The organism is Streptomyces sp. DH10 (assembly GCF_029813805.1).
GTDB lineage: Bacteria > Actinomycetota > Actinomycetes > Streptomycetales > Streptomycetaceae > Streptomyces > Streptomyces coeruleofuscus.
The window spans coordinates 16563-33617 of the sequence record NZ_JARVKU010000039.1 but is presented as its reverse complement, the minus strand read 5'-3'; the positions used below and the strand labels follow the sequence as shown (position 1 = coordinate 33617).

At 70.8% G+C, this 17055-nt stretch carries 16 protein-coding genes; 9 read left to right on the top strand and 7 right to left on the bottom strand.

Annotated features, from left to right (window positions below):
• Positions 1-8 precede the first annotated feature (8 nt).
• From QC385_RS42005 to QC385_RS41980, 6 genes are all read right to left on the bottom strand, one after another.
• Positions 9-998: a zinc-dependent alcohol dehydrogenase family protein gene (locus tag QC385_RS42005; protein WP_279546681.1), complete on the bottom strand. Its 990-nt coding sequence runs from the start codon at positions 996-998 to the stop codon at positions 9-11.
• Complete coding sequence (locus tag QC385_RS42000) at positions 995-1846, bottom strand: carbohydrate ABC transporter permease (protein ID WP_279546680.1); 852 nt, start codon at positions 1844-1846, stop codon at positions 995-997. The genes QC385_RS42005 and QC385_RS42000 overlap by 4 nt, the downstream gene beginning before the upstream one ends.
• Positions 1843-2784, bottom strand: a complete 942-nt coding sequence (locus tag QC385_RS41995) for a carbohydrate ABC transporter permease (RefSeq protein ID WP_279546679.1) — start codon at positions 2782-2784, stop codon at positions 1843-1845. Before QC385_RS41995 ends, QC385_RS42000 begins: the two co-directional genes overlap by 4 nt.
• On the bottom strand, positions 2781-4154 hold the full coding sequence (locus QC385_RS41990) for an ABC transporter substrate-binding protein (protein ID WP_279546678.1): 1374 nt from the start codon (positions 4152-4154) through the stop codon (positions 2781-2783). The genes QC385_RS41995 and QC385_RS41990 overlap by 4 nt, the downstream gene beginning before the upstream one ends.
• Positions 4155-4231: 77 nt before the next feature.
• Positions 4232-5002 (bottom strand): DeoR/GlpR family DNA-binding transcription regulator, encoded by a 771-nt coding sequence (locus tag QC385_RS41985; protein WP_150480153.1) that lies wholly within the window; start codon positions 5000-5002, stop codon positions 4232-4234.
• 262 nt (positions 5003-5264) lie between these two features.
• On the bottom strand, positions 5265-6074 hold the full coding sequence (locus QC385_RS41980) for an NAD-dependent epimerase/dehydratase family protein (RefSeq protein WP_279546677.1): 810 nt from the start codon (positions 6072-6074) through the stop codon (positions 5265-5267).
• 221 nt (positions 6075-6295) lie between these two features.
• Here QC385_RS41980 and QC385_RS41975 point away from each other — a divergent pair, with 221 nt between their 5' ends.
• Together QC385_RS41975 and QC385_RS41970 are read left to right on the top strand one after the other, a co-directional pair.
• On the top strand, positions 6296-7237 hold the full coding sequence (locus tag QC385_RS41975; RefSeq protein ID WP_279546676.1) for a 5-dehydro-4-deoxyglucarate dehydratase: 942 nt from the start codon (positions 6296-6298) through the stop codon (positions 7235-7237).
• Positions 7234-8400: a hypothetical protein gene (locus tag QC385_RS41970; protein ID WP_279546675.1), complete on the top strand. Its 1167-nt coding sequence runs from the start codon at positions 7234-7236 to the stop codon at positions 8398-8400. The genes QC385_RS41975 and QC385_RS41970 overlap by 4 nt, the downstream gene beginning before the upstream one ends.
• Here QC385_RS41970 and QC385_RS41965 read toward each other — a convergent pair.
• Positions 8337-9575: an MFS transporter gene (locus QC385_RS41965; RefSeq protein ID WP_279546674.1), complete on the bottom strand. Its 1239-nt coding sequence runs from the start codon at positions 9573-9575 to the stop codon at positions 8337-8339. The two genes, QC385_RS41970 and QC385_RS41965, sit on opposite strands and share 64 nt — an antisense overlap.
• Positions 9576-9706: 131 nt before the next feature.
• Between QC385_RS41965 and QC385_RS41960 the strand changes: the two genes are divergently transcribed.
• The 7 genes from QC385_RS41960 to QC385_RS41930 all read left to right on the top strand — a co-directional run bounded on the left by QC385_RS41960 (position 9707) and on the right by QC385_RS41930 (position 17040).
• On the top strand, positions 9707-10303 hold the full coding sequence (locus tag QC385_RS41960; protein ID WP_279546673.1) for a TIGR03086 family metal-binding protein: 597 nt from the start codon (positions 9707-9709) through the stop codon (positions 10301-10303).
• A 196-nt stretch (positions 10304-10499) separates the two neighbouring features.
• Positions 10500-11159, top strand: a complete 660-nt coding sequence (locus tag QC385_RS41955) for a GntR family transcriptional regulator (protein ID WP_279546672.1) — start codon at positions 10500-10502, stop codon at positions 11157-11159.
• The gene (locus tag QC385_RS41950) at positions 11156-12067 is read left to right on the top strand and encodes a dihydrodipicolinate synthase family protein (RefSeq protein ID WP_279546671.1); all 912 of its coding nucleotides are present in this window, start codon (positions 11156-11158) and stop codon (positions 12065-12067) included. Before QC385_RS41955 ends, QC385_RS41950 begins: the two co-directional genes overlap by 4 nt.
• Positions 12064-13797 carry an L-arabinonate dehydratase gene (gene araD, locus QC385_RS41945; protein ID WP_279546670.1) on the top strand — a complete coding sequence of 578 codons (1734 nt, stop codon included), beginning with the start codon at positions 12064-12066 and terminating at the stop codon, positions 13795-13797. Before QC385_RS41950 ends, araD begins: the two co-directional genes overlap by 4 nt.
• Positions 13798-13928: 131 nt before the next feature.
• Positions 13929-14864, top strand: a complete 936-nt coding sequence (locus tag QC385_RS41940; protein ID WP_279546669.1) for a carbohydrate ABC transporter permease — start codon at positions 13929-13931, stop codon at positions 14862-14864.
• Positions 14861-15757, top strand: coding sequence for a carbohydrate ABC transporter permease (locus tag QC385_RS41935; RefSeq protein WP_279546668.1), 897 nt, complete (start codon positions 14861-14863; stop codon positions 15755-15757). The genes QC385_RS41940 and QC385_RS41935 overlap by 4 nt, the downstream gene beginning before the upstream one ends.
• On the top strand, positions 15754-17040 hold the full coding sequence (locus tag QC385_RS41930; RefSeq protein ID WP_279546667.1) for a pectate lyase family protein: 1287 nt from the start codon (positions 15754-15756) through the stop codon (positions 17038-17040). Before QC385_RS41935 ends, QC385_RS41930 begins: the two co-directional genes overlap by 4 nt.
• Positions 17041-17055: the final 15 nt, after the last annotated feature.

The following is a 17055-nucleotide window of genomic DNA, read 5'->3' as shown; positions in this document are numbered from 1 at the left end:
TCCGTTCCCTATGGCACGACCACGATCTTGCGGCCGACCCCTGACGCGAACTGCTCCAGCGCCTGCGGGTACCGCTCCAGCGGGATCCGGTCGCTGATGAAGACGTCGGGGTCCAGGACGCCGTTCGCGAACAGCTCGGCCGCGCGCTCGAAGCTGTGCAGCACCGCCATCGAGCCGGTGATGGTGATCTCCTGGTTGTAGATGCGGTACGGGTCGATCGTCACGCGGGTCGCGTAGTCGGCCACGCCGAACTGGAGGAACGTGCCGGCCTTCGCCACCCGGTCCAGGCCGTCCTGGATCGCCGCCGCGTTGCCCGTGGCGTCGACGACCAGGTCCCAGCCCTGCGGACGGTCGAGTTCGTCCGGGCCCGCGGCCGCAGCCGAGACGCCGAGGCGGCGGGCCGTCTCCAGGCGGGCCGGGTTCACGTCGACGACGTCCACGCTCGCCGCGCCCGTGCGCTTGGCCAGCTCCAGCATCATCAGGCCCATCGTGCCGGAGCCGTAGATCAGGACGTGCGCGCCGAGACGGGACCGGAGCACGTCGTAGCCGCGTACCGCGCAGGACAGGGGCTCCACCAGGGCCGCGTCCTGCGTGCGGACGTGGTCGGGGAGCTTCACACAGTTCGCCACGGGGGCGAGGGCGTACTTCGCGGCCCCGCCCGCCGTCGTGACGCCGATCGCCGCCCAGCGTTCGCAGAGGTTGTTGTGGCCGGTGCGGCAGTAGCGGCACTCGTAGCAGTACAGGGACGGGTCCACCGCCACCCGGTCGCCGACCGACAGCTCCGTGACCTGGGTGCCGACCCCGACCACCTCGCCCGCGAACTCGTGCCCGGGCACGATCGGCAGCTTGGGGGCGAACTCGCCCTGGAGGATGTGCAGGTCCGTGCCGCACAGCCCGCAGGCCGCGACCTCGACGACGACCTCGCGCGGCCCTGGCGTCGGGTCCGGGACCTCGGCGACGACGGCCCTGCCCACGGACTCGATGACGGCGGCCTTCATTTGACGGCTCCCAACGACAGGCCCTGGACCAGCTTGTCCTGGGCGGCGAACCCCGCGGCGAGCACCGGCAGGGAGATGACGAGCGACGCGGCGCACACCTTCGCCAGGAACAGGCCCTGGCTGGTGATGAAGCCGGTCAGGAAGACGGGGGCGGTCTCGGCGACCACGCCGGTCAGCACTCGCGCGAAGAGCAGTTCGTTCCAGCTGAAGATGAAGCAGATCAGGGCGGTCGCCGCGATGCCGGGCAGGGCGATCGGGGCCACCACGCGTGCGAGGACCGTCGGCAGCCGCGCCCCGTCCACCCGGGCCGCCTCGATGACCGCGACCGGGATCTCGGCGAGGAACGACTGCATCATCCACACCGCGATCGGCAGGTTCATGGAGGTGTAGAGGATGACCAGCAGCCAGATGTTGTCGAGCATCCCGGCGTTCTTGGCGAAGAGGTAGATCGGGAGCAGGCCCGCCACCGCCGGCAGCATCTTCGTGGAGAGGAAGAAGAACAGGACGTCCGTCCACTTGCGGACGCGGTTGATCGACAGCGCGTACGCCGCCGGGAAGGCCAGCAGCAGGACCAGCAGGGTCGAGGCCACGGACGCGACCGTGGAGTTGATCAGCGCCGGCCAAGGGCTCGCGCCGCCGCCCGCGCCGAAGAACTCGCGGTAGCCGTCCAGGGTCAGGGACGCCGCGAAGGACGGCGGGTTGGTCGCCGCGTCCTGCTCGGAGTGGAAGGACGTCAGCGCCATCCACGCGATGGGCAGGAAGAACGCGATGCCGAGCAGCCAGGCCAGCAGGCCCAGGCCCGCACCCTTGCCTCGGACACGGCTCACACGCAGGGCGGTCGTGCTCATGCGCCGGACACCTCCTCGCGGAACAGGGACGACACCACGCGCAGGGCGAAGGTCGCGATGATGATCGAGCCGATGACCACCAGGACGCCCGCGGCCGAGGCGAGGCCGTTCTCGTGGGCCTGGTAGAAGCTCTGGTAGACGGTGTAGGGGAGGTTGGCGGTGCCCAGGCCGCCGGACGTGATCGTGAAGACCGCGTCGAAGTTCTGGACGATGTAGATCGAGCCCAGCAGGGCGCCCAGTTCGAGGTAGCGGCGCAGATGCGGGAGCGTCAGGTGGACGAAGATCTGCCAGTCGCTCGCGCCGTCGACCCGGGCCGCCTCGATCTGCTGGTGGTCGCGGCTCTGGAGGCCGGCCAGCAGGATCAGCATCATGAACGGCGTCCACTGCCAGACGAGCGACGCTTCGACCGCGAGCAGCGGGGTGTTCGAGATCCAGTCGGGCTGTGGGCCGCCCACATAGTGCAACAACCCGTTGAACAGGCCGTATTCGGGGTTGTAGAGCACATGCTTCCAGAGCAGGGCCGCCGCGACCGGTACCACCAGGAAGGGCGCGATCAGCAGCGTCCGCACGATGCCCCGGCCGCGGAACTTCCGGTCCAGCAGCAGCGCCAGGACGAGGCCCAGCACCAGGCTGGCCAGGACCACCGCCACCGTCAGCAGGACGGTCGTCCACACCGACTGGCGCAGGTCCGCGTCGGTGAGGACCTCTTGGTAGTTGTCGAGGCCCGTGAAGTGCCGGGCGTCGGGATAGAGGGAGTTCCAGTCGAAGAAGGAGATCACCAGCGTGGCCACGAAGGGCAGCTGGGTGACGACGATCATGAAGATCAGGGCGGGGAGCAGCGGGGCGCGGGTGGCCCAGCCGCGCAAGCGGGCGGAGGGCCGGCGGACCGGGGTGCGTGTCTCGGGAGCGGCCACGGGGGCCGTTGTCGTGGCGGTCATCGTCCCTCGTACTCCTCGGAGATCTTCTCGGCGAGCGCCTGCGACTTCTTCAGGGCCGACTCGACGGACTGGCGTCCGGCGATGGCCGCGCTGATCTCCCGCGAGACCTTGGTGCCGAGGTCGGTGAACTCGGGGATGCCGACGAACTGGATGCCGGGCGCGGGCCGTGGCTGCACCCCGGGATCATTGGGCCGGGCCCCCTCGATGGCCTCCTTGGTCATCTCCTGGAAGGCGGCGGCCTCCTTGCGGTAGTCGGCGTTGGCGTACGTCGACGCCCGCTTGCCGGCCGGGACGTCGGACCAGCCGATCCGGTCGCCGACCAGCTGCTCGTACTCCTTGCCGGACGCCCAGGAGACGAACTTCCAGGCGTCGTCGGAGTTGCGGGAGGCCTTCTGGATGCCCCAGGCCCAGGTGTAGAGCCAGCCGGCGGACTCGGTCTTCTCGACGGGGGCGGGGGCGTAGCCGACCTTGCCCTTGACCGGGGATTTCGCCGCCTCCAGGGATCCGGCCGCGGAGGTGGCGTCGTACCACATGGCGACCTTGCCCTGGGTCATGTTGTTCAGGCACTCGGCGAAGCCGGCCTGGGCGGCGCCGGACTCGCCGTGCTCGCGGACCAGGTCGACATAGAACTTCGTCGCCTTCTCGAAGGCGGGGGAGTCGAGCCGCGCCTTCCAGTTCTTGTCGAACCAGGTGCCGCCGAAGGTGTTCACGACGGTGGTCAGGGGGGCCATCACCTCGCCCCAGCCGGGCAGGCCGCGCAGGCAGATGCCCTTCATGCCCGGTTCCGTGCCGTCCGCCTTCGCCGCGAGGTCCGCCACCTGCTGCCAGGTGGGGCGCGCGGGCATCGTCAGGCCCTTCTTCTCGAACACGTCCTTGCGGTACATCAGGAACGACGACTCGCCGTAGAAGGGCTGGCCGTAGAGCTTGCCGTCGTCCCCGGTGAGGGACTGGCGCATCGGCTTCAGGATGTCCTGCTCGTCGTAGGCCGGGTCCTTGGCCACATAGCCGTTCATCTCGTGCAGCCAGCCGTTGCGGGCGTAGATCGGTATCTCGTAGTTGGACAGCGTGGCGACGTCGTACTGGCCGGCCTGGTTGGCGAAGTCCTGGCTGATCTTGTCGCGGACGTCGTTCTCGGGCAGGACGGTGAAGTTGACCTTGATGCCGGTCTCTTCGGTGAAGTGGGTGCGGGTGAGCTTCTGGAGCTCGACCATCTGGGGGTTGTTGACCATCAGGACGTTGATGGCGTCGCCGCCGGATCCGGCCCCGCCCGCCCCGACCCAGCAGCCGGAGAGCAGCGGGGCGAGCAGCGTCCCTGCGGCGGCCATGGCGAGCGTGGCTCGCGGTGGCCGTCGTCGGCTCTGGGTTCGCATGGATCGCTCCTGAATTATGGGGAGATAAGGGGCATGGCAGGACGTGGCTGAGCCCTGCGGGGACGGGGACCGGTGGGTCAGACGCGGATGACCTGTGGGCCGAGCAGTGAGTAGCGGTGGGCCTCGGCCGCCGGGAGGAGCGTGCTCGTCACGATCGTCTCCAGCGCGCCGACCTCGGCGAACCGGCAGAAGCTGACCGCTCCGAACTTGGTGTGCACGCCCGCGAAGACCGTGCGGCGGGCGGCCCGCACCGCCTGGGTCTTGACCTCGCTGACGGCCGGGTCGGGGGTGGTGAGGCCGTGTTCGCGGGAGATGCCGTTGGCGCCGATGTACGCCAGGTCGACGACGAAACCGGCCAGCATCTTCGTCGTCCAGTGGTCGACGGTGGCGAGGGTGCCGGAGCGGACCCGGCCGCCGAGCAGCAGCACGGACACGCTGTCGGTCTCGGCAAGGGCGCCGGCGACCGGCAGGGACGCGGTGACCACGGTCAGCGGCCGGTCCCGGGGGAGTGCCTCGGCGATGAGCTGGGGGGTGAAGCCCTCGTCGACGAAGACGGTCTCGGCGTCGCCGAGCAGTTCGGCGGCAGCGGTCGCGATGCGGCGCTTCTCGGGGACGTGGCTGGTGGCGCGGAAGGCGAGCGTCGTCTCGAAGCCGGCGCTCTCCACGGGATAGGCGCCGCCATGGGTGCGGCGGAGCAGGCCGTGATCCTCCAGGACGCGCAGGTCCCGCCGTACGGTTTCCTTGGCCACGCCGAGTTCGGCGGCGAGGGCGGTGACGTCGACGGAGCCGGCGCGCCGCGCGGCCAGCACGATCTCGCGCTGGCGTTCTTCCGCCGTCCTCGTGCTCATGCCGACACCTGCCTTCCGCTTCTGCTGCCCGTTCGGGCCCGGTGGGACCCGTGGGGGAATTTCTACAGCGGGGATGCGGCACTGACCAGGTCTGTTGCGGGTTCGATACTGCCCGCTTGTGCCCGTTCGACGTGGGGCGGGACCGTCGCGGACCTGCGTCGGCGACGACCGGGGCGTGAGAGCGGGCAGCGATGGTGCCCGAATACGGGGGCGGGCGGGCCCGTTCGGTGCCCGCCCGCCCTCTCGCGACGACTCTTTCCGGTCAGTACGGCCAGATCGGCGGGTCGGTCACGAAGTGGCCGCCGAGGTAGGCGTGCGCCTCGTTCTCCGGGTCCAGCTCGCCCTGCTCGGCGATGAGCTTCTCGGCCCACGGCTCGGAGTCGTCCTGCGGCTCGTAGCCGAGCGCCCGGGCGGTGGTGAGGTCCCACCACAGCCGGGTGTTCGCGGAGGAGCCGTGGACGACGGTGTGGCCGACGTGCTCGGCGGTCAGGGCCGCGTGGAAGAGGCGGGCGCCGTCGGCGGGGCTCATCCACACCGAGAGCATGCGCACGCTGGTCGGCTCGGGGAAGCAGGAGCCGATCCGCACCGAGACCGTCTCCAGGCCGTGCTTGTCCCAGTAGAGCTGCGCGAGGTCCTCGCCGAAGCACTTGGACAGGCCGTAGAAGGTGTCCGGGCGGCGGGGGGTGTCGACCGGGATCAGGGGGTCGTCGCCCTGGGGGCGAGGGGTGTAGCCGACGGCGTGGTTGGAGGAGGCGAAGACGATCCGGCCGACGCCCTCCTCGCGGGCGGCCTCGTACAGGTGGTAGGTGCCCTCGATGTTCGCCTTGAGGATCTTCTCGAAGGGCGCTTCCAGGGAGATGCCCGCGAGGTGGATGATCGCGTCGACGCCGCGGACCGCCTCGCGCACGGCGTCCTGGTCGGAGAGGTCGGCGGTGATCGCGTCCGGAGCGCCCTCGATCGGCCGCATGTCGAGCAGGCGCAGCTCGTAGCCGTAGTCCGGGAGCAGGCCCCGCATCAAGGTGCCGAGGCCGCCGGCGGCGCCGGTGAGCAGGACGGTGCGGGGAGCGGGCATCCTCGGTCTCCTTGAATCTCCACCGTGCATATGGGCGCACGGCATTCATATTCGTGGACACGCTAAGGATCTGGAGCGGAACCCGTCAAGTATGCCGCGGAAAGAGCGAATCCGCTGGTGCGTGGCGGGTTCGCGCGCTTGACCGGCGTCGAGGCGGCGCCTTAGCGTGGGGTCGTTCAGAAATATAGACGGCAATCATGAATATGGAACCGGGAGAGCTCGTGACGTCAGCCCCTCTCGCCGCTCGACTCAACATCCCCAGCGGACCGCTGTTCTTCCCGGTCACCGCCTACGGCCCCGACGGCTCCGTGGATCTCGACACCTACCGCACGCACGTGCGCCGCGGGGTCGAGGCCGGAGCGGCCGCCGTGTTCGCCTGCTGCGGCACCGGCGAGTTCCACGCGCTGACGCCCGAGGAGTTCGAGGAGTGCGTCCGGGCGGCCGTCGAGGCCGCCGAGGGGCGGGTGCCGGTCGTCGCGGGCGCCGGCTACGGCACCGCGCTCGCCGTGCGCTACGCCCGCCTCGCCGAGGCGGCCGGGGCGGACGGGCTGCTCGCCATGCCGCCCTACCTCGTCGTCGCCGGGCAGGAAGGGCTGCTGCGGCACTACCGGGAGATCGCCGCCGCGACCTCGCTGCCCGTCGTCGTCTACCAGCGCGACAACGCGGTCTTCACCCCGGAGACCGTCGTCGAACTGGCCCGCACGGACGGGATCATCGGCCTCAAGGACGGGCTCGGCGACCTCGACCTCATGCAGCGCGTCGTCAGCGCCGTACGCTCCGAGGGCCCCGGCGACTTCCTCTACTTCAACGGTCTGCCGACCGCCGAGCAGACCCAGCTCGCTTACCGCGCCCTCGGTGTCACGCTCTACTCGTCCGCCGTGTTCTGCTTCGCGCCCGAGATCGCCCTCGCCTTCCACCAGGCGCTCCGCAGCGGCGACGACAGCGTGGTGGAGAAGCTGCTGGACGGCTTCTACCGCCCCTTCGTCGAACTGCGCGCCCAGGGCCGCGGCTACGCCGTCGCCCTCGTCAAGGCCGGCGTACGGCTGCGCGGACTGGACGTGGGGGAGGTGCGGCCCCCGCTGCACGAGCCGACCGAGGATCATGTCAAGCAGCTCGCCGAAGTGATCGAGCGTGGCTACGCGCTGCTTGAGGAGGCCAAGTGAAGGCGTCGGCATTCGTCTACCCCTGGGACGTCAACGGGGATCCGGAGGCACCCGCGCGGATCGCCGCGCTCGGCGTGGCACAGGTGACGCTCGCCGCCGCCTACCACTCCACGCGCGCGCTCACGCCCCGCCACCCGCGCCACCGCATCGTCACCGCCGAACACGCCGCCGTGCTGTACCCGGCGGGCGACCGCTGGAACGGGCGGGAGCTGCGCCCCTACGCGGCCGGTGACTGGGCATCCGGGGACGCCTTCGGCGAGGCCGCCGCCGCGCTCGCGGACGCCGGCCTGGAGGTGCACACCTGGGTCGTCCTCGCGCACAACTCCCGCCTGGGCGCCGAGCACCCGGGCACCTCGGTCGTCAACGCCTACGGCGACCGCTACCCCTGGGCGCCGTGCATCGCGCAGCCCGCCACGCGCGCGTACCTGACCGACCTGGCGGCGGAGGCGGCCGTACGGCCCGGGGCGCGCGGGACCGAGCTGGAGTCCCTCGGCTGGTACGGCCTCCAGCACCTGCACGCCCACGACAAGACCGGCGGCGTCGGCCTCGGCGACGCCGGGCAGTACCTGATGGCGCTGTGCTTCTGCCCGGCCTGCCGGGAGGGCTACGGCCGGCACGGCCTGGACGCCGACGAGCTGGCCGCCGCCGTACGGACCGCGCTGGAGCCGGTGTGGCAGGGGGTGACGCCCTCCGACGGAGGCTGGACGGGCGTCGAGAAGCTCCTCGGCGAGACGCTCGCGAACACCACGCGCGCGTACCGCGACGCGACCGCCCGCACGCTCCAGGAGGAGGCCGTGGCGGCGGTCCGGGCGGCCGCACCCGACGGCTTCCAGGTCCTGCTGCACGCCGATCCGGTGTCCTACCACGTCGGTGCCAACCCCGGGGTCGACCCGGCGCACATCCTGTCCGTCGCCGACGGGGTGGTCGTGCCCTGCGCGGGCGGCACCGGCACCCTGACGCCGTTCGCCCGGCAGGGCAAGGAGGGCGCGGTCATCGCCGCCAACTTCACCGTCGTCTCCGGCATGGGCGGCAGCCCCGGCACGCTCGCCGCCGACGCGGCCGAGGCACGGCGGCTCGGCGCCACCGAACTGCGGCTCTATCACGCCGGGTTGGCGTCCGACGGCGACCTGGAGACGGTCCGCTCCGCTCTCGCCGGGTTCTGAACCAGCAGGGCCGCCGTCACCAGCAGGACCACGCCCAGGGCCACCAGCACCGGCCGGTGACTCACCAGCTCGACCAGGGCCGCCCCGGCGGCCAGCCCGACCACGTTCGGTGCGTACACGAGAGTGTTGGCGGTGGCGGTGACCCGGCCCAGCAGCGCATCCGGCGTCTCGCGCTGCACGGACGTCAGCGTGGCGATCAGCACGGCGGGCAACCCCGCGCCGATCGCCGCGCCGCACGCGAGAGCCACCGCGTCCGACGGCACCGCCCGCAGGGCCACCGCGAGAGCCAGCAGGGCGATGCCGAACGCCGCGAAGCGCCGTTCGCCCAGGTGGCGCAGGGCGGTCCCGGAGAGCAGTCCGACCGCGACCGACCCGGCGCCCTGCACGGCGTACAGCACACCGGCGTACGCGGGGGAGCGGCCGAGGTCGTCGACGACGGCGTAGAGCATCGCCCCGTTCAGACCGGCGCACAGCATGGTGGCGCCACCCGCCAGAACCAGGGGGCGCAGCACGGGGTGCGCCCACAGGTGGCGGGCGCCCTCGGCGGTCCGTCCCCGGCGGCTGCCGGTGGGCGGCGCCGGCTTCTCCTCCCGTACCCGCAGCACCGCGTACACGCCCGTGGTCAGGACGAACGTCGCCGCGTCCAGGAGGGCGACGCTCGCACCGCCGTACGTCGCGTACAGGCCGGCGCCCGCCGTCGGGGCCAGGAGCTTCATGCCCTCGTTGGCCGTCATGCGCAGGCCGTTGAAGTCGCCGAGCAGGGACGGGTCGACGGCGGTCGCGACCAGTGCCGACTCGGCCGCGTCGTGGACGACGCCCGCCGCGCCGTATACGAACAGCACGGCGTAGAGCAGCCAGAGATCACCCGGGGCGTCGACGGCCACGAGGGCGAGCAGGAGGGCGCCCAGCAGCAGGTTCACGCAGATCAGCAGCGGTTTGCGGCGGACCCGGTCGGCGAGGGTGCCCAGCCACGGACCGGCCAGGACCGGCAGCCACAGGGCGAGCACGCACAGCGCGGCCAAGCCGTCCGAGCCGGTGAGGTCCTTGACCCACACCCCGGACGCCAGCCACAGGGCCGAGGTGCCGAAGCCGGAGACCACCACGCCGGAGAGGCAGAGCCCGGCGTCGCGGTCGCGCAGGACACGCACCACGGGCCAGGTCGTTCTGCTCGTCATGCCTGGTCATCGTGGCTCTAAGGCCCGTGAGCGGGGATCGGGAAAATGCCGTAGAAAACGGGCGGCAGGGCGATGAGTTCCGCGGTCGCCGTCGGTCTACCTCCCAGGAACCACATCAGGAGGAACAGCGGATGACCGATACCACCCCGACCCTCGACCTCGGGCCGCAGACGGCGGTCCTGGCGCGACTGGCCGAAGGCGTCACCGACGCGCAACTGGCGGACCCGACGCCCTGCCCGGAGTACGCGGTGCGCAACCTGCTGGGCCACCTGGTCGGGCTGACCGTCGCCTTCCGTGATGCCGGCCGCAAGGACCTGGGCGCCACGACCGACACCAGCCCGGGCTCCGCGCTCCCGGACATCGGGCCCGGCTGGCGCGAGGAGTTCCCCAAGGTCCTCGCCGAACTGGCCGAGGCCTGGCGCGACCCGGCCGCCTGGACCGGCATGACCCGGGCCGGAGGCGTCGACCTGCCCGGCGAGATCGCGGGGCTCGTCGCCACCGACGAGCTGGTGATCCACGGCTGGGACCTGGCCCGCGCGACCGGCCAGGCGTACGCCCCCGACCAGGCCGCGCTCCAGACCTGCCACGCCTTCCTCGCCGCGTCGGTCGACGACCCCAGCCGGGGCGAGATCTTCGGCCCCGTCGTCCCCGTCGGGCCGGACGCGCCCCTGCTGGACCGGGCGGTGGGGCTGAGCGGGCGGGATCCGGGGTGGAAGCCCAGGCCGTAGAAGGCTGGAACTCCAGGCCGTAGAAGGCTGGAAGCCCAGGCCGTAGAAAGCGATTGCTACTTCCTTCGTCAGAAGCATTGACGAAACAAACGCGCCCTCTTAACGTCATCGCGTCGTACTTCGTACGTCATATATGAGACGCGATACGCGAGATCCGATACGCGATCCCCAGGGACGCGAGATCCGAGAGGCGCGCATGACCTCTGTGCCCACGCCGATCCCCTCCCGCACGCAGTACGTGCTGGAGGGGATCAAACACCGCATCCTCACCGGGCAGTTGACGCCGGGCCAGGCGCTGGTCGAGACCGAGCTCGCCGCGCAGTTCGGGGTGTCGAAGACCCCGGTGCGCGAGGCGCTCAAGACGCTCGCCGGGACCGGACTGGTCGTGATGAACCAGTACAAGGGCGTCACGGTGCGCATGGTGGACGCGGACATGGCGCGCGAGGTCTACGACGTGCGGCTGCTGCTGGAGCCCGAGGCGCTGAAGCGGGCCGTGCACCGCGGGGCTTCCCTGGAGGCCGCCCGGTCCGCGCTGACCAGGGCCGACGCCGCCACCGACACCGCCGAACGCTCCCTGGCCAACCGGGAGTTCCACCGCGCCCTGTACCTGCCGTGCGGGAACCCGCTGCTCGGCCGGATGCTCGACGAGGTCCGCGACCAGGCCGCCCTCGTCTCCGCCGTCGCGTGGGCCGCCTCGCCCTCCTGGGAGCGGGAGGCCGGCGAGCACCGCGAGATCCTCCGGCTCGCCCTCGACGGCGACGCCGACGGCGCGGCCCGCGCCCTGCACTCCCACATCGCGTCCTTCGTGCAGCGCGCTTTCCCCCAGGCGGAACTGGAACAGGAAGGTCAGGAATGAGCAGCGTGGCGTTCGAGACCCAGCGGGCCGCCCTGGCCGATGTGGTGGCGATCCCGGTGACACCGTTCGCCGAGGACGGCTCCGTCGAGCAGGACACCTACCGGGCCCTGCTGCGCCGCCTGCTCGACGGCGGCATCACGACCCTCACCCCGAACGGCAACACCGGCGAGTTCTACGCCCTGACCCCCGAAGAGCGGCGGCTCGTCACGGAGTTGACGATCGACGAGGCCGGGGAGCGGGCCGTCGTCCTGGTCGGCGTCGGGCACGACATCCCGACCGCCATCGCCTCCGCCCGGCACGCCCGTGACCTCGGCGCCCGGATGGTGATGGTTCACCAGCCCGTCCACCCGTACGTCTCGCAGGCCGGCTGGGTCGACTACCACCGGGCCGTCGCCGAGGCCGTGCCCGAGCTGGGCGTCGTGCCGTACATCCGCAACGCACAGCTCACCGGCGCCCGCCTCGCGGAACTCGCCGACGCCTGCCCGAACGTCATCGGCGTGAAGTACGCCGTCCCGGACGCCGCCAGGTTCGCCGCCTTCGCCCGGGACGCCGGGCTGGAACGGTTCGTGTGGGTGGCCGGCCTCGCCGAGCCCTATGCGCCCTCCTACTTCTCCGCGGGCGCCACCGGCTTCACCTCCGGGCTCGTCAACGTCGCCCCGGCCGTCTCCCTGAACATGATCGAGGCGCTGCGCTCCGGCGACTACCCGGCCGCCATGAAGGTCTGGGAGCAGATCCGCCGCTTCGAGGAGCTGCGCGCCGCGAACGGCTCCGCCGACAACGTCACCGTCGTCAAGGAGGCCCTCGCCTCCCTCGGGCTGTGCCGCCGCGAGGTCCGCCCGCCGAGCAGGCCGCTGCCCGAGGGCGAGCGCGCCGAGGTCGCCGCCATCGCCGCCGGGTGGTCGATATGAGCACACCGAAGAAGCGTCCGGAGGACCTGCGCAGTCACCAGTGGTACGGCACCGAAGGGCTGCGTACCTTCAGCCACCGCGCCCGTACCCGCCAGCTCGGCTACCTGCCCGAGGAGCACCTCGGCAAGCCCGTCATCGCGATCCTCAACACCTGGTCGGACATCAACCCCTGCCACGTGCACCTCAGGGACCGCGCCCAGGCGGTCAAGCGCGGTGTCTGGCAGGCGGGCGGTTTCCCGCTGGAGTTCCCGGTGTCGACCCTGAGCGAGACCTTCCAGAAGCCGACCCCCATGCTCTACCGCAACATGCTCGCCATGGAGACCGAGGAGCTGCTGCGGTCGTACCCGGTCGACGGGGCCGTCCTGATGGGCGGCTGCGACAAGTCCACGCCCGCCCTGCTCATGGGCGCGGCGAGCGCGGACCTGCCGGCGGTGTTCGTGCCGGCCGGGCCCATGCTGCCGGGCCACTGGCGCAACGAGGTGCTCGGTTCCGGCACCGACATGTGGAAGTACTGGGACGACAAGCGGGCCGGTGTCATCGGCGACTGCGAGATGCAGGAGCTGGAGAGCGGCCTCGCCCGCTCGCCCGGCCACTGCATGACGATGGGCACGGCCTCCACCCTGACCGCCGCCGCCGAGGCCATCGGCGTCACGGTCCCCGGCGCCTCCAGCATCCCGGCCGTCGACTCCGGGCACGACCGGATGGGCGCCAGGGCGGGCATGACGATCGTCGACTTGGTCCACCAGGACCGGAAGCTGAGCGACATCCTCACCGCCGACGCCTTCCACGACGCCGTGACGACCGTGCTCGGCCTCGGCGGCTCCACCAACGCCGTGATCCACCTGATCGCCATGGCCGGCCGCGCGGGCGTCCGGCTCACCCTCGACGACTTCGACCGCATCGCCCGCACGGTCCCGGTGCTGGCCAACGTACGGCCCGGCGGACAGACGTACCTGATGGAGGACTTCCACTTCGCGGGCGGCCTGCCCGGGTTCCTCTCCCGGATCACGGACCTGCTCCACCTGGACCGGCCTACGGTCTCGCACGACACGCTGCGGGAGCAGATCGCCGGCGCGCAGGTGCACAACGATGACGTCATCAGGATGCGGGACAACCCGGTCGCCGCCGAGGGCGGGGTCGCCGTGCTGCGCGGCAACCTCTGCCCGGACGGCGCCGTCATCAAGCACATCTCCGCCGAGCAGCACCTGCTCAAGCACACCGGACCCGCCGTCGTCTTCGACGACTACAAGACGATGCAGCGCACCATCAACGACCCGTCGCTCGGCATCACCCCCGACCACGTGCTCGTGCTCCGCAACGCCGGTCCCAAGGGCGGCCCGGGCATGCCCGAGTACGGGATGCTGCCCCTGCCCGACTACCTGCTCAAGCAGGGCGTCCGGGACATGGTCCGCATCTCCGACGCCCGCATGAGCGGTACGAGTTACGGCGCCTGTGTGCTGCACGTCGCGCCCGAATCGTACGTGGGCGGACCGCTCGCCCTCGTCCGCACCGGCGACTCCATCACCCTGGACGTCGAGGCGCGCACCCTCCACCTCCACGTGGACGACGAGGAGCTTCAGCGGCGCAGGGCGGACTGGACACCGCCGCCCACCCGGTACGAGCGCGGTTACGGCGCGCTCTACAACGAGCAGATCACGCAGGCCGACACCGGCTGCGACTTCGAGTTCCTGGCCCGTCCGGGCAAGGTGCAGGACCCGTACGCGGGCTGAACCCACGCGCCACCCACGCACGACGGCACCACCCACGCACCTCAGCACGACCCGGCACGACCCTGCACAGGAAGAAAGCGCTTCCCGCGCACGCACGACGTACCACGACGTACTGAGATCGGAGAACAGTCATGGCCCAAGCCGCAGCCGTGGCGAAACCGCCCGCGCCACCCCGGCGGCGCCGTGGCTCCGCCACCCCGCGCAGGCTCCCGTACCTGCTGATCGCACCGGCCGCCCTGCTCATGCTGGGCTTCATCGCCTACCCGGTCATCAGCGTCTTCTACTACAGCCTGCAGAACTACAACCCCACCAAGCCGTGGCGGAACGGATACGCGGGCTTCGACAACTTCGTCCACGCCTTCACCGAGGACCCCGTCTTCTGGGACACCCTGGTCTTCAGCGCCAAGTGGGTCTTCGTCGAGGTCGGCCTCCAACTGCTGTTCGGTCTCGCGCTGGCCCTCATCGTCAACCAGACCTTCGTGGGCCGGGGCCTGGGACGCGCGATGGTCTTCTCCCCGTGGGCCGTCTCCGGCGTCCTCACCTCCGCGATCTGGGTGCTGCTCTACAACTCCCAGACGGGCATCACCCGTTACCTCGCGGACATCGGCATCGGCTCCTACGGCACGAGCTGGCTGTCGGACACCTCGACGGTGTTCCCGGCGGCTGTCGTGGCCGACCTGTGGCGCGGAGTGCCGTTCTTCGCGATCCTCATCCTCGCCGACCTCCAGTCCGTCTCGAAGGACCTCTACGAGGCCGCCGAGGTCGACGGGGCCAGCAGGATCAAGCAGTTCTGGCACATCACGCTGCCCCATCTGAAGGACGCCATCATCCTGTCCACGCTGCTGCGCGCGGTCTGGGAGTTCAACAACGTCGACCTGCTCTACACCCTGACCGGCGGCGGACCCGCGGGTGAGACGACCACGCTGCCGCTGTACATCGCCAACACATCCGTCGACGCCCACAACTTCGGCTACGCGTCGGCCCTGACCACGGTGGCGTTCGTGATCCTGCTCTTCTGCTCGATGGTCTATCTGCGGCTGAGCAAGTTCGGAGGCGAGAGCAAGTGAGCGTCAAGGAAGCCACCAAGGCGGCGCCCGCCCCGGCGCCCGCGGCCCCCGAACCGCCGCGCCCCGCCAAGGGCAAGCGGGCCTGGGACGAGGCGCCCCGCTGGCAGATCTACCTGCCCCTGGGGATCTACCTCGTCTTCACCCTCATCCCCTTCTACTGGATCCTGCTGTTCGCCCTGCGCCCGGCCGGCTCGACCTCGCTGGTGCCCTGGCCGATGACCTTCGACCACTTCGAGAAGGTGTGGACGGAGCGCAGCTTCGGCACCTACTTCGCCAACAGCGTGCTCGTCGGCGTCGCCACCCTGGTCATGACGACCCTCGTCGCCCTGGCGGGCGGCTACGCCCTCGCCCGGTTCGACTTCAAGATCAAGCGGGCGTTCATGCTGGCCCTGCTGTGCTCCCAGTTCGTGCCGGGCGCGCTGCTGCTGGTCCCGCTGTTCGAGATCTTCGCCGAACTCCAGATGATCAACAGCCTCGGCAGTGTCATCCTCGCCGAGACGGTCTTCCAGCTGCCGCTGTCGATGATCCTGATCAGCAACTTCATCAAGAACGTGCCGTACTCCCTGGAGGAGGCGGCCTGGGTGGACGGCTGCAACCGCATGACGGCCTTTCGGATCGTCGTGCTGCCGCTGCTGCGGCCGGGCCTGATCGCCGTCGGCTCCTTCGCCTTCGTGCACTCCTGGAACCACTTCCTGTTCGCCCTGATGTTCCTCAACAACCAGGACAAGCAGACCATCCCGGTCGGCCTGAACACCCTGATGAGCGCGGACAGCGTCGACCTGGGCGCCCTCGCCGCGGGCGGCATCATCGCGGCCGTGCCGGTCGTGCTCGTGTTCGCCTTCATCCAGAAGTGGCTGATCACCGGGTTCAGCGCGGGGGCGGTGAAGGGATGAGACTGCGCCAACTCGCCGTGGCGGCAGGGCTGGTGGGCGTGCTCTGCGTCCCCGCCCACGCGGAGGACCGTGACATCAGCCGCGACACCCTGCCCGCGAACGACGGCTGGGCCTCCGCGGGTGAAGGCACCACCGGAGGCGCGGCCGCCGACGCCGACCACGTCCACACCGTCACGGACCGCGCGGAACTCGTCCGCGCCCTCGACGGCGGCAGCGACACCCCGAAGATCATCAAGATCGCCGGGACCATCGACGCCAACACCGACGACGACGGCGACCGGCTCGACTGCTCCGACTACGCCACCGGCGGCTACAGCCTGAAGAAGTACCTCGCCGCCTACGACCCCCGCACCTGGGGCGCCGCCAAGCCCAGCGGCCCGCAGGAGGAGGCCCGCCAGGCCTCCGCCGCCCGGCAGGCCGAGCGGGTCGTGCTGCCCGTCGGCTCCAACACCACGATCGTCGGGCTCGGCGACTCGGCCGTCCTGAAGGGCGCGAGCCTTCAGGTGCGGAACGCGGACAACGTGATCATCCGCAACCTCGACATCCGCGACGCCTACGACTGCTTCCCCGTCTGGCAGCCCAACACCGGCGGCCTCGGCGACTGGAAGACGGCGTACGACACGATCTGGCTGGCCGGCGCCACCCATGTGTGGGTGGACCACGTGACGCTGAGCGACAAGGGCCACCCGGACGCCGAGGAGCCCACCCACTTCGCCCGCAACTACCTGCGCCACGACGGGCTGCTGGACATCACCAACGGCTCCGACCTGGTGACCGTCTCCTGGAGCCGGTTCGCGGACCACGACAAGGCGATGCTCATCGGCAACGGCGACACCGCCACCGGCGACCGCGGAAAGCTCCGGGTCACGCTCCACCACAACGAGTTCGAGTCGGTCGTCCAGCGCGCCCCGCGGGTCCGCTTCGGCCAGGTGCACCTCTACAACAACCGCTACGAGATCAACGGCGACGACTACCGCTACTCCCTCGGCGTCTCCACCGAGTCGAAGATCTACGCCGAGAACAACGCCTTCCACGCCCCCGGCCATGTCGAGGTCGCCGACCTGGTCAAGAGCTGGAACGGCAGCGCCCTGCACCAGAGCGGCACGCTCTTCAACGGCTTTCCGGTTGACCTGCTCATGATCTACAACGCCTACAACTCGGGCAGCGAGCGCGACCTGACGGGCGACGTCGGCTGGACGCCCGCCCTGCACGGGCGGATCGACAGCGCCGCCGCGGCCGACCGGGCCGTGGCCCGCGGCGCGGGTGCGGGGAGGATCCCGTGACCGGTCGCATGATCG

Bases quoted from the DNA above. Each gene is read 5' to 3' on its own strand.
- QC385_RS42005 (WP_279546681.1), bottom strand. From the start codon at position 998: ATGAAGGCCGCCGTCATCGAGTCCGTGGGCAGGGCCGTCGTCGCCGAG.
- QC385_RS42000 (WP_279546680.1), bottom strand. From the start codon at position 1,846: ATGAGCACGACCGCCCTGCGTGTGAGCCGTGTCCGAGGCAAGGGTGCG.
- QC385_RS41995 (WP_279546679.1), bottom strand. From the start codon at position 2,784: ATGACCGCCACGACAACGGCCCCCGTGGCCGCTCCCGAGACACGCACC.
- QC385_RS41990 (WP_279546678.1), bottom strand. From the start codon at position 4,154: ATGCGAACCCAGAGCCGACGACGGCCACCGCGAGCCACGCTCGCCATG.
- QC385_RS41985 (WP_150480153.1), bottom strand. From the start codon at position 5,002: ATGAGCACGAGGACGGCGGAAGAACGCCAGCGCGAGATCGTGCTGGCC.
- QC385_RS41980 (WP_279546677.1), bottom strand. From the start codon at position 6,074: ATGCCCGCTCCCCGCACCGTCCTGCTCACCGGCGCCGCCGGCGGCCTC.
- QC385_RS41965 (WP_279546674.1), bottom strand. From the start codon at position 9,575: ATGACGAGCAGAACGACCTGGCCCGTGGTGCGTGTCCTGCGCGACCGC.
- QC385_RS41960 (WP_279546673.1), top strand. From the start codon at position 9,707: ATGACCGATACCACCCCGACCCTCGACCTCGGGCCGCAGACGGCGGTC.
- QC385_RS41955 (WP_279546672.1), top strand. From the start codon at position 10,500: ATGACCTCTGTGCCCACGCCGATCCCCTCCCGCACGCAGTACGTGCTG.
- QC385_RS41950 (WP_279546671.1), top strand. From the start codon at position 11,156: ATGAGCAGCGTGGCGTTCGAGACCCAGCGGGCCGCCCTGGCCGATGTG.
- araD (WP_279546670.1), top strand. From the start codon at position 12,064: ATGAGCACACCGAAGAAGCGTCCGGAGGACCTGCGCAGTCACCAGTGG.
- QC385_RS41940 (WP_279546669.1), top strand. From the start codon at position 13,929: ATGGCCCAAGCCGCAGCCGTGGCGAAACCGCCCGCGCCACCCCGGCGG.
- QC385_RS41930 (WP_279546667.1), top strand. From the start codon at position 15,754: ATGAGACTGCGCCAACTCGCCGTGGCGGCAGGGCTGGTGGGCGTGCTC.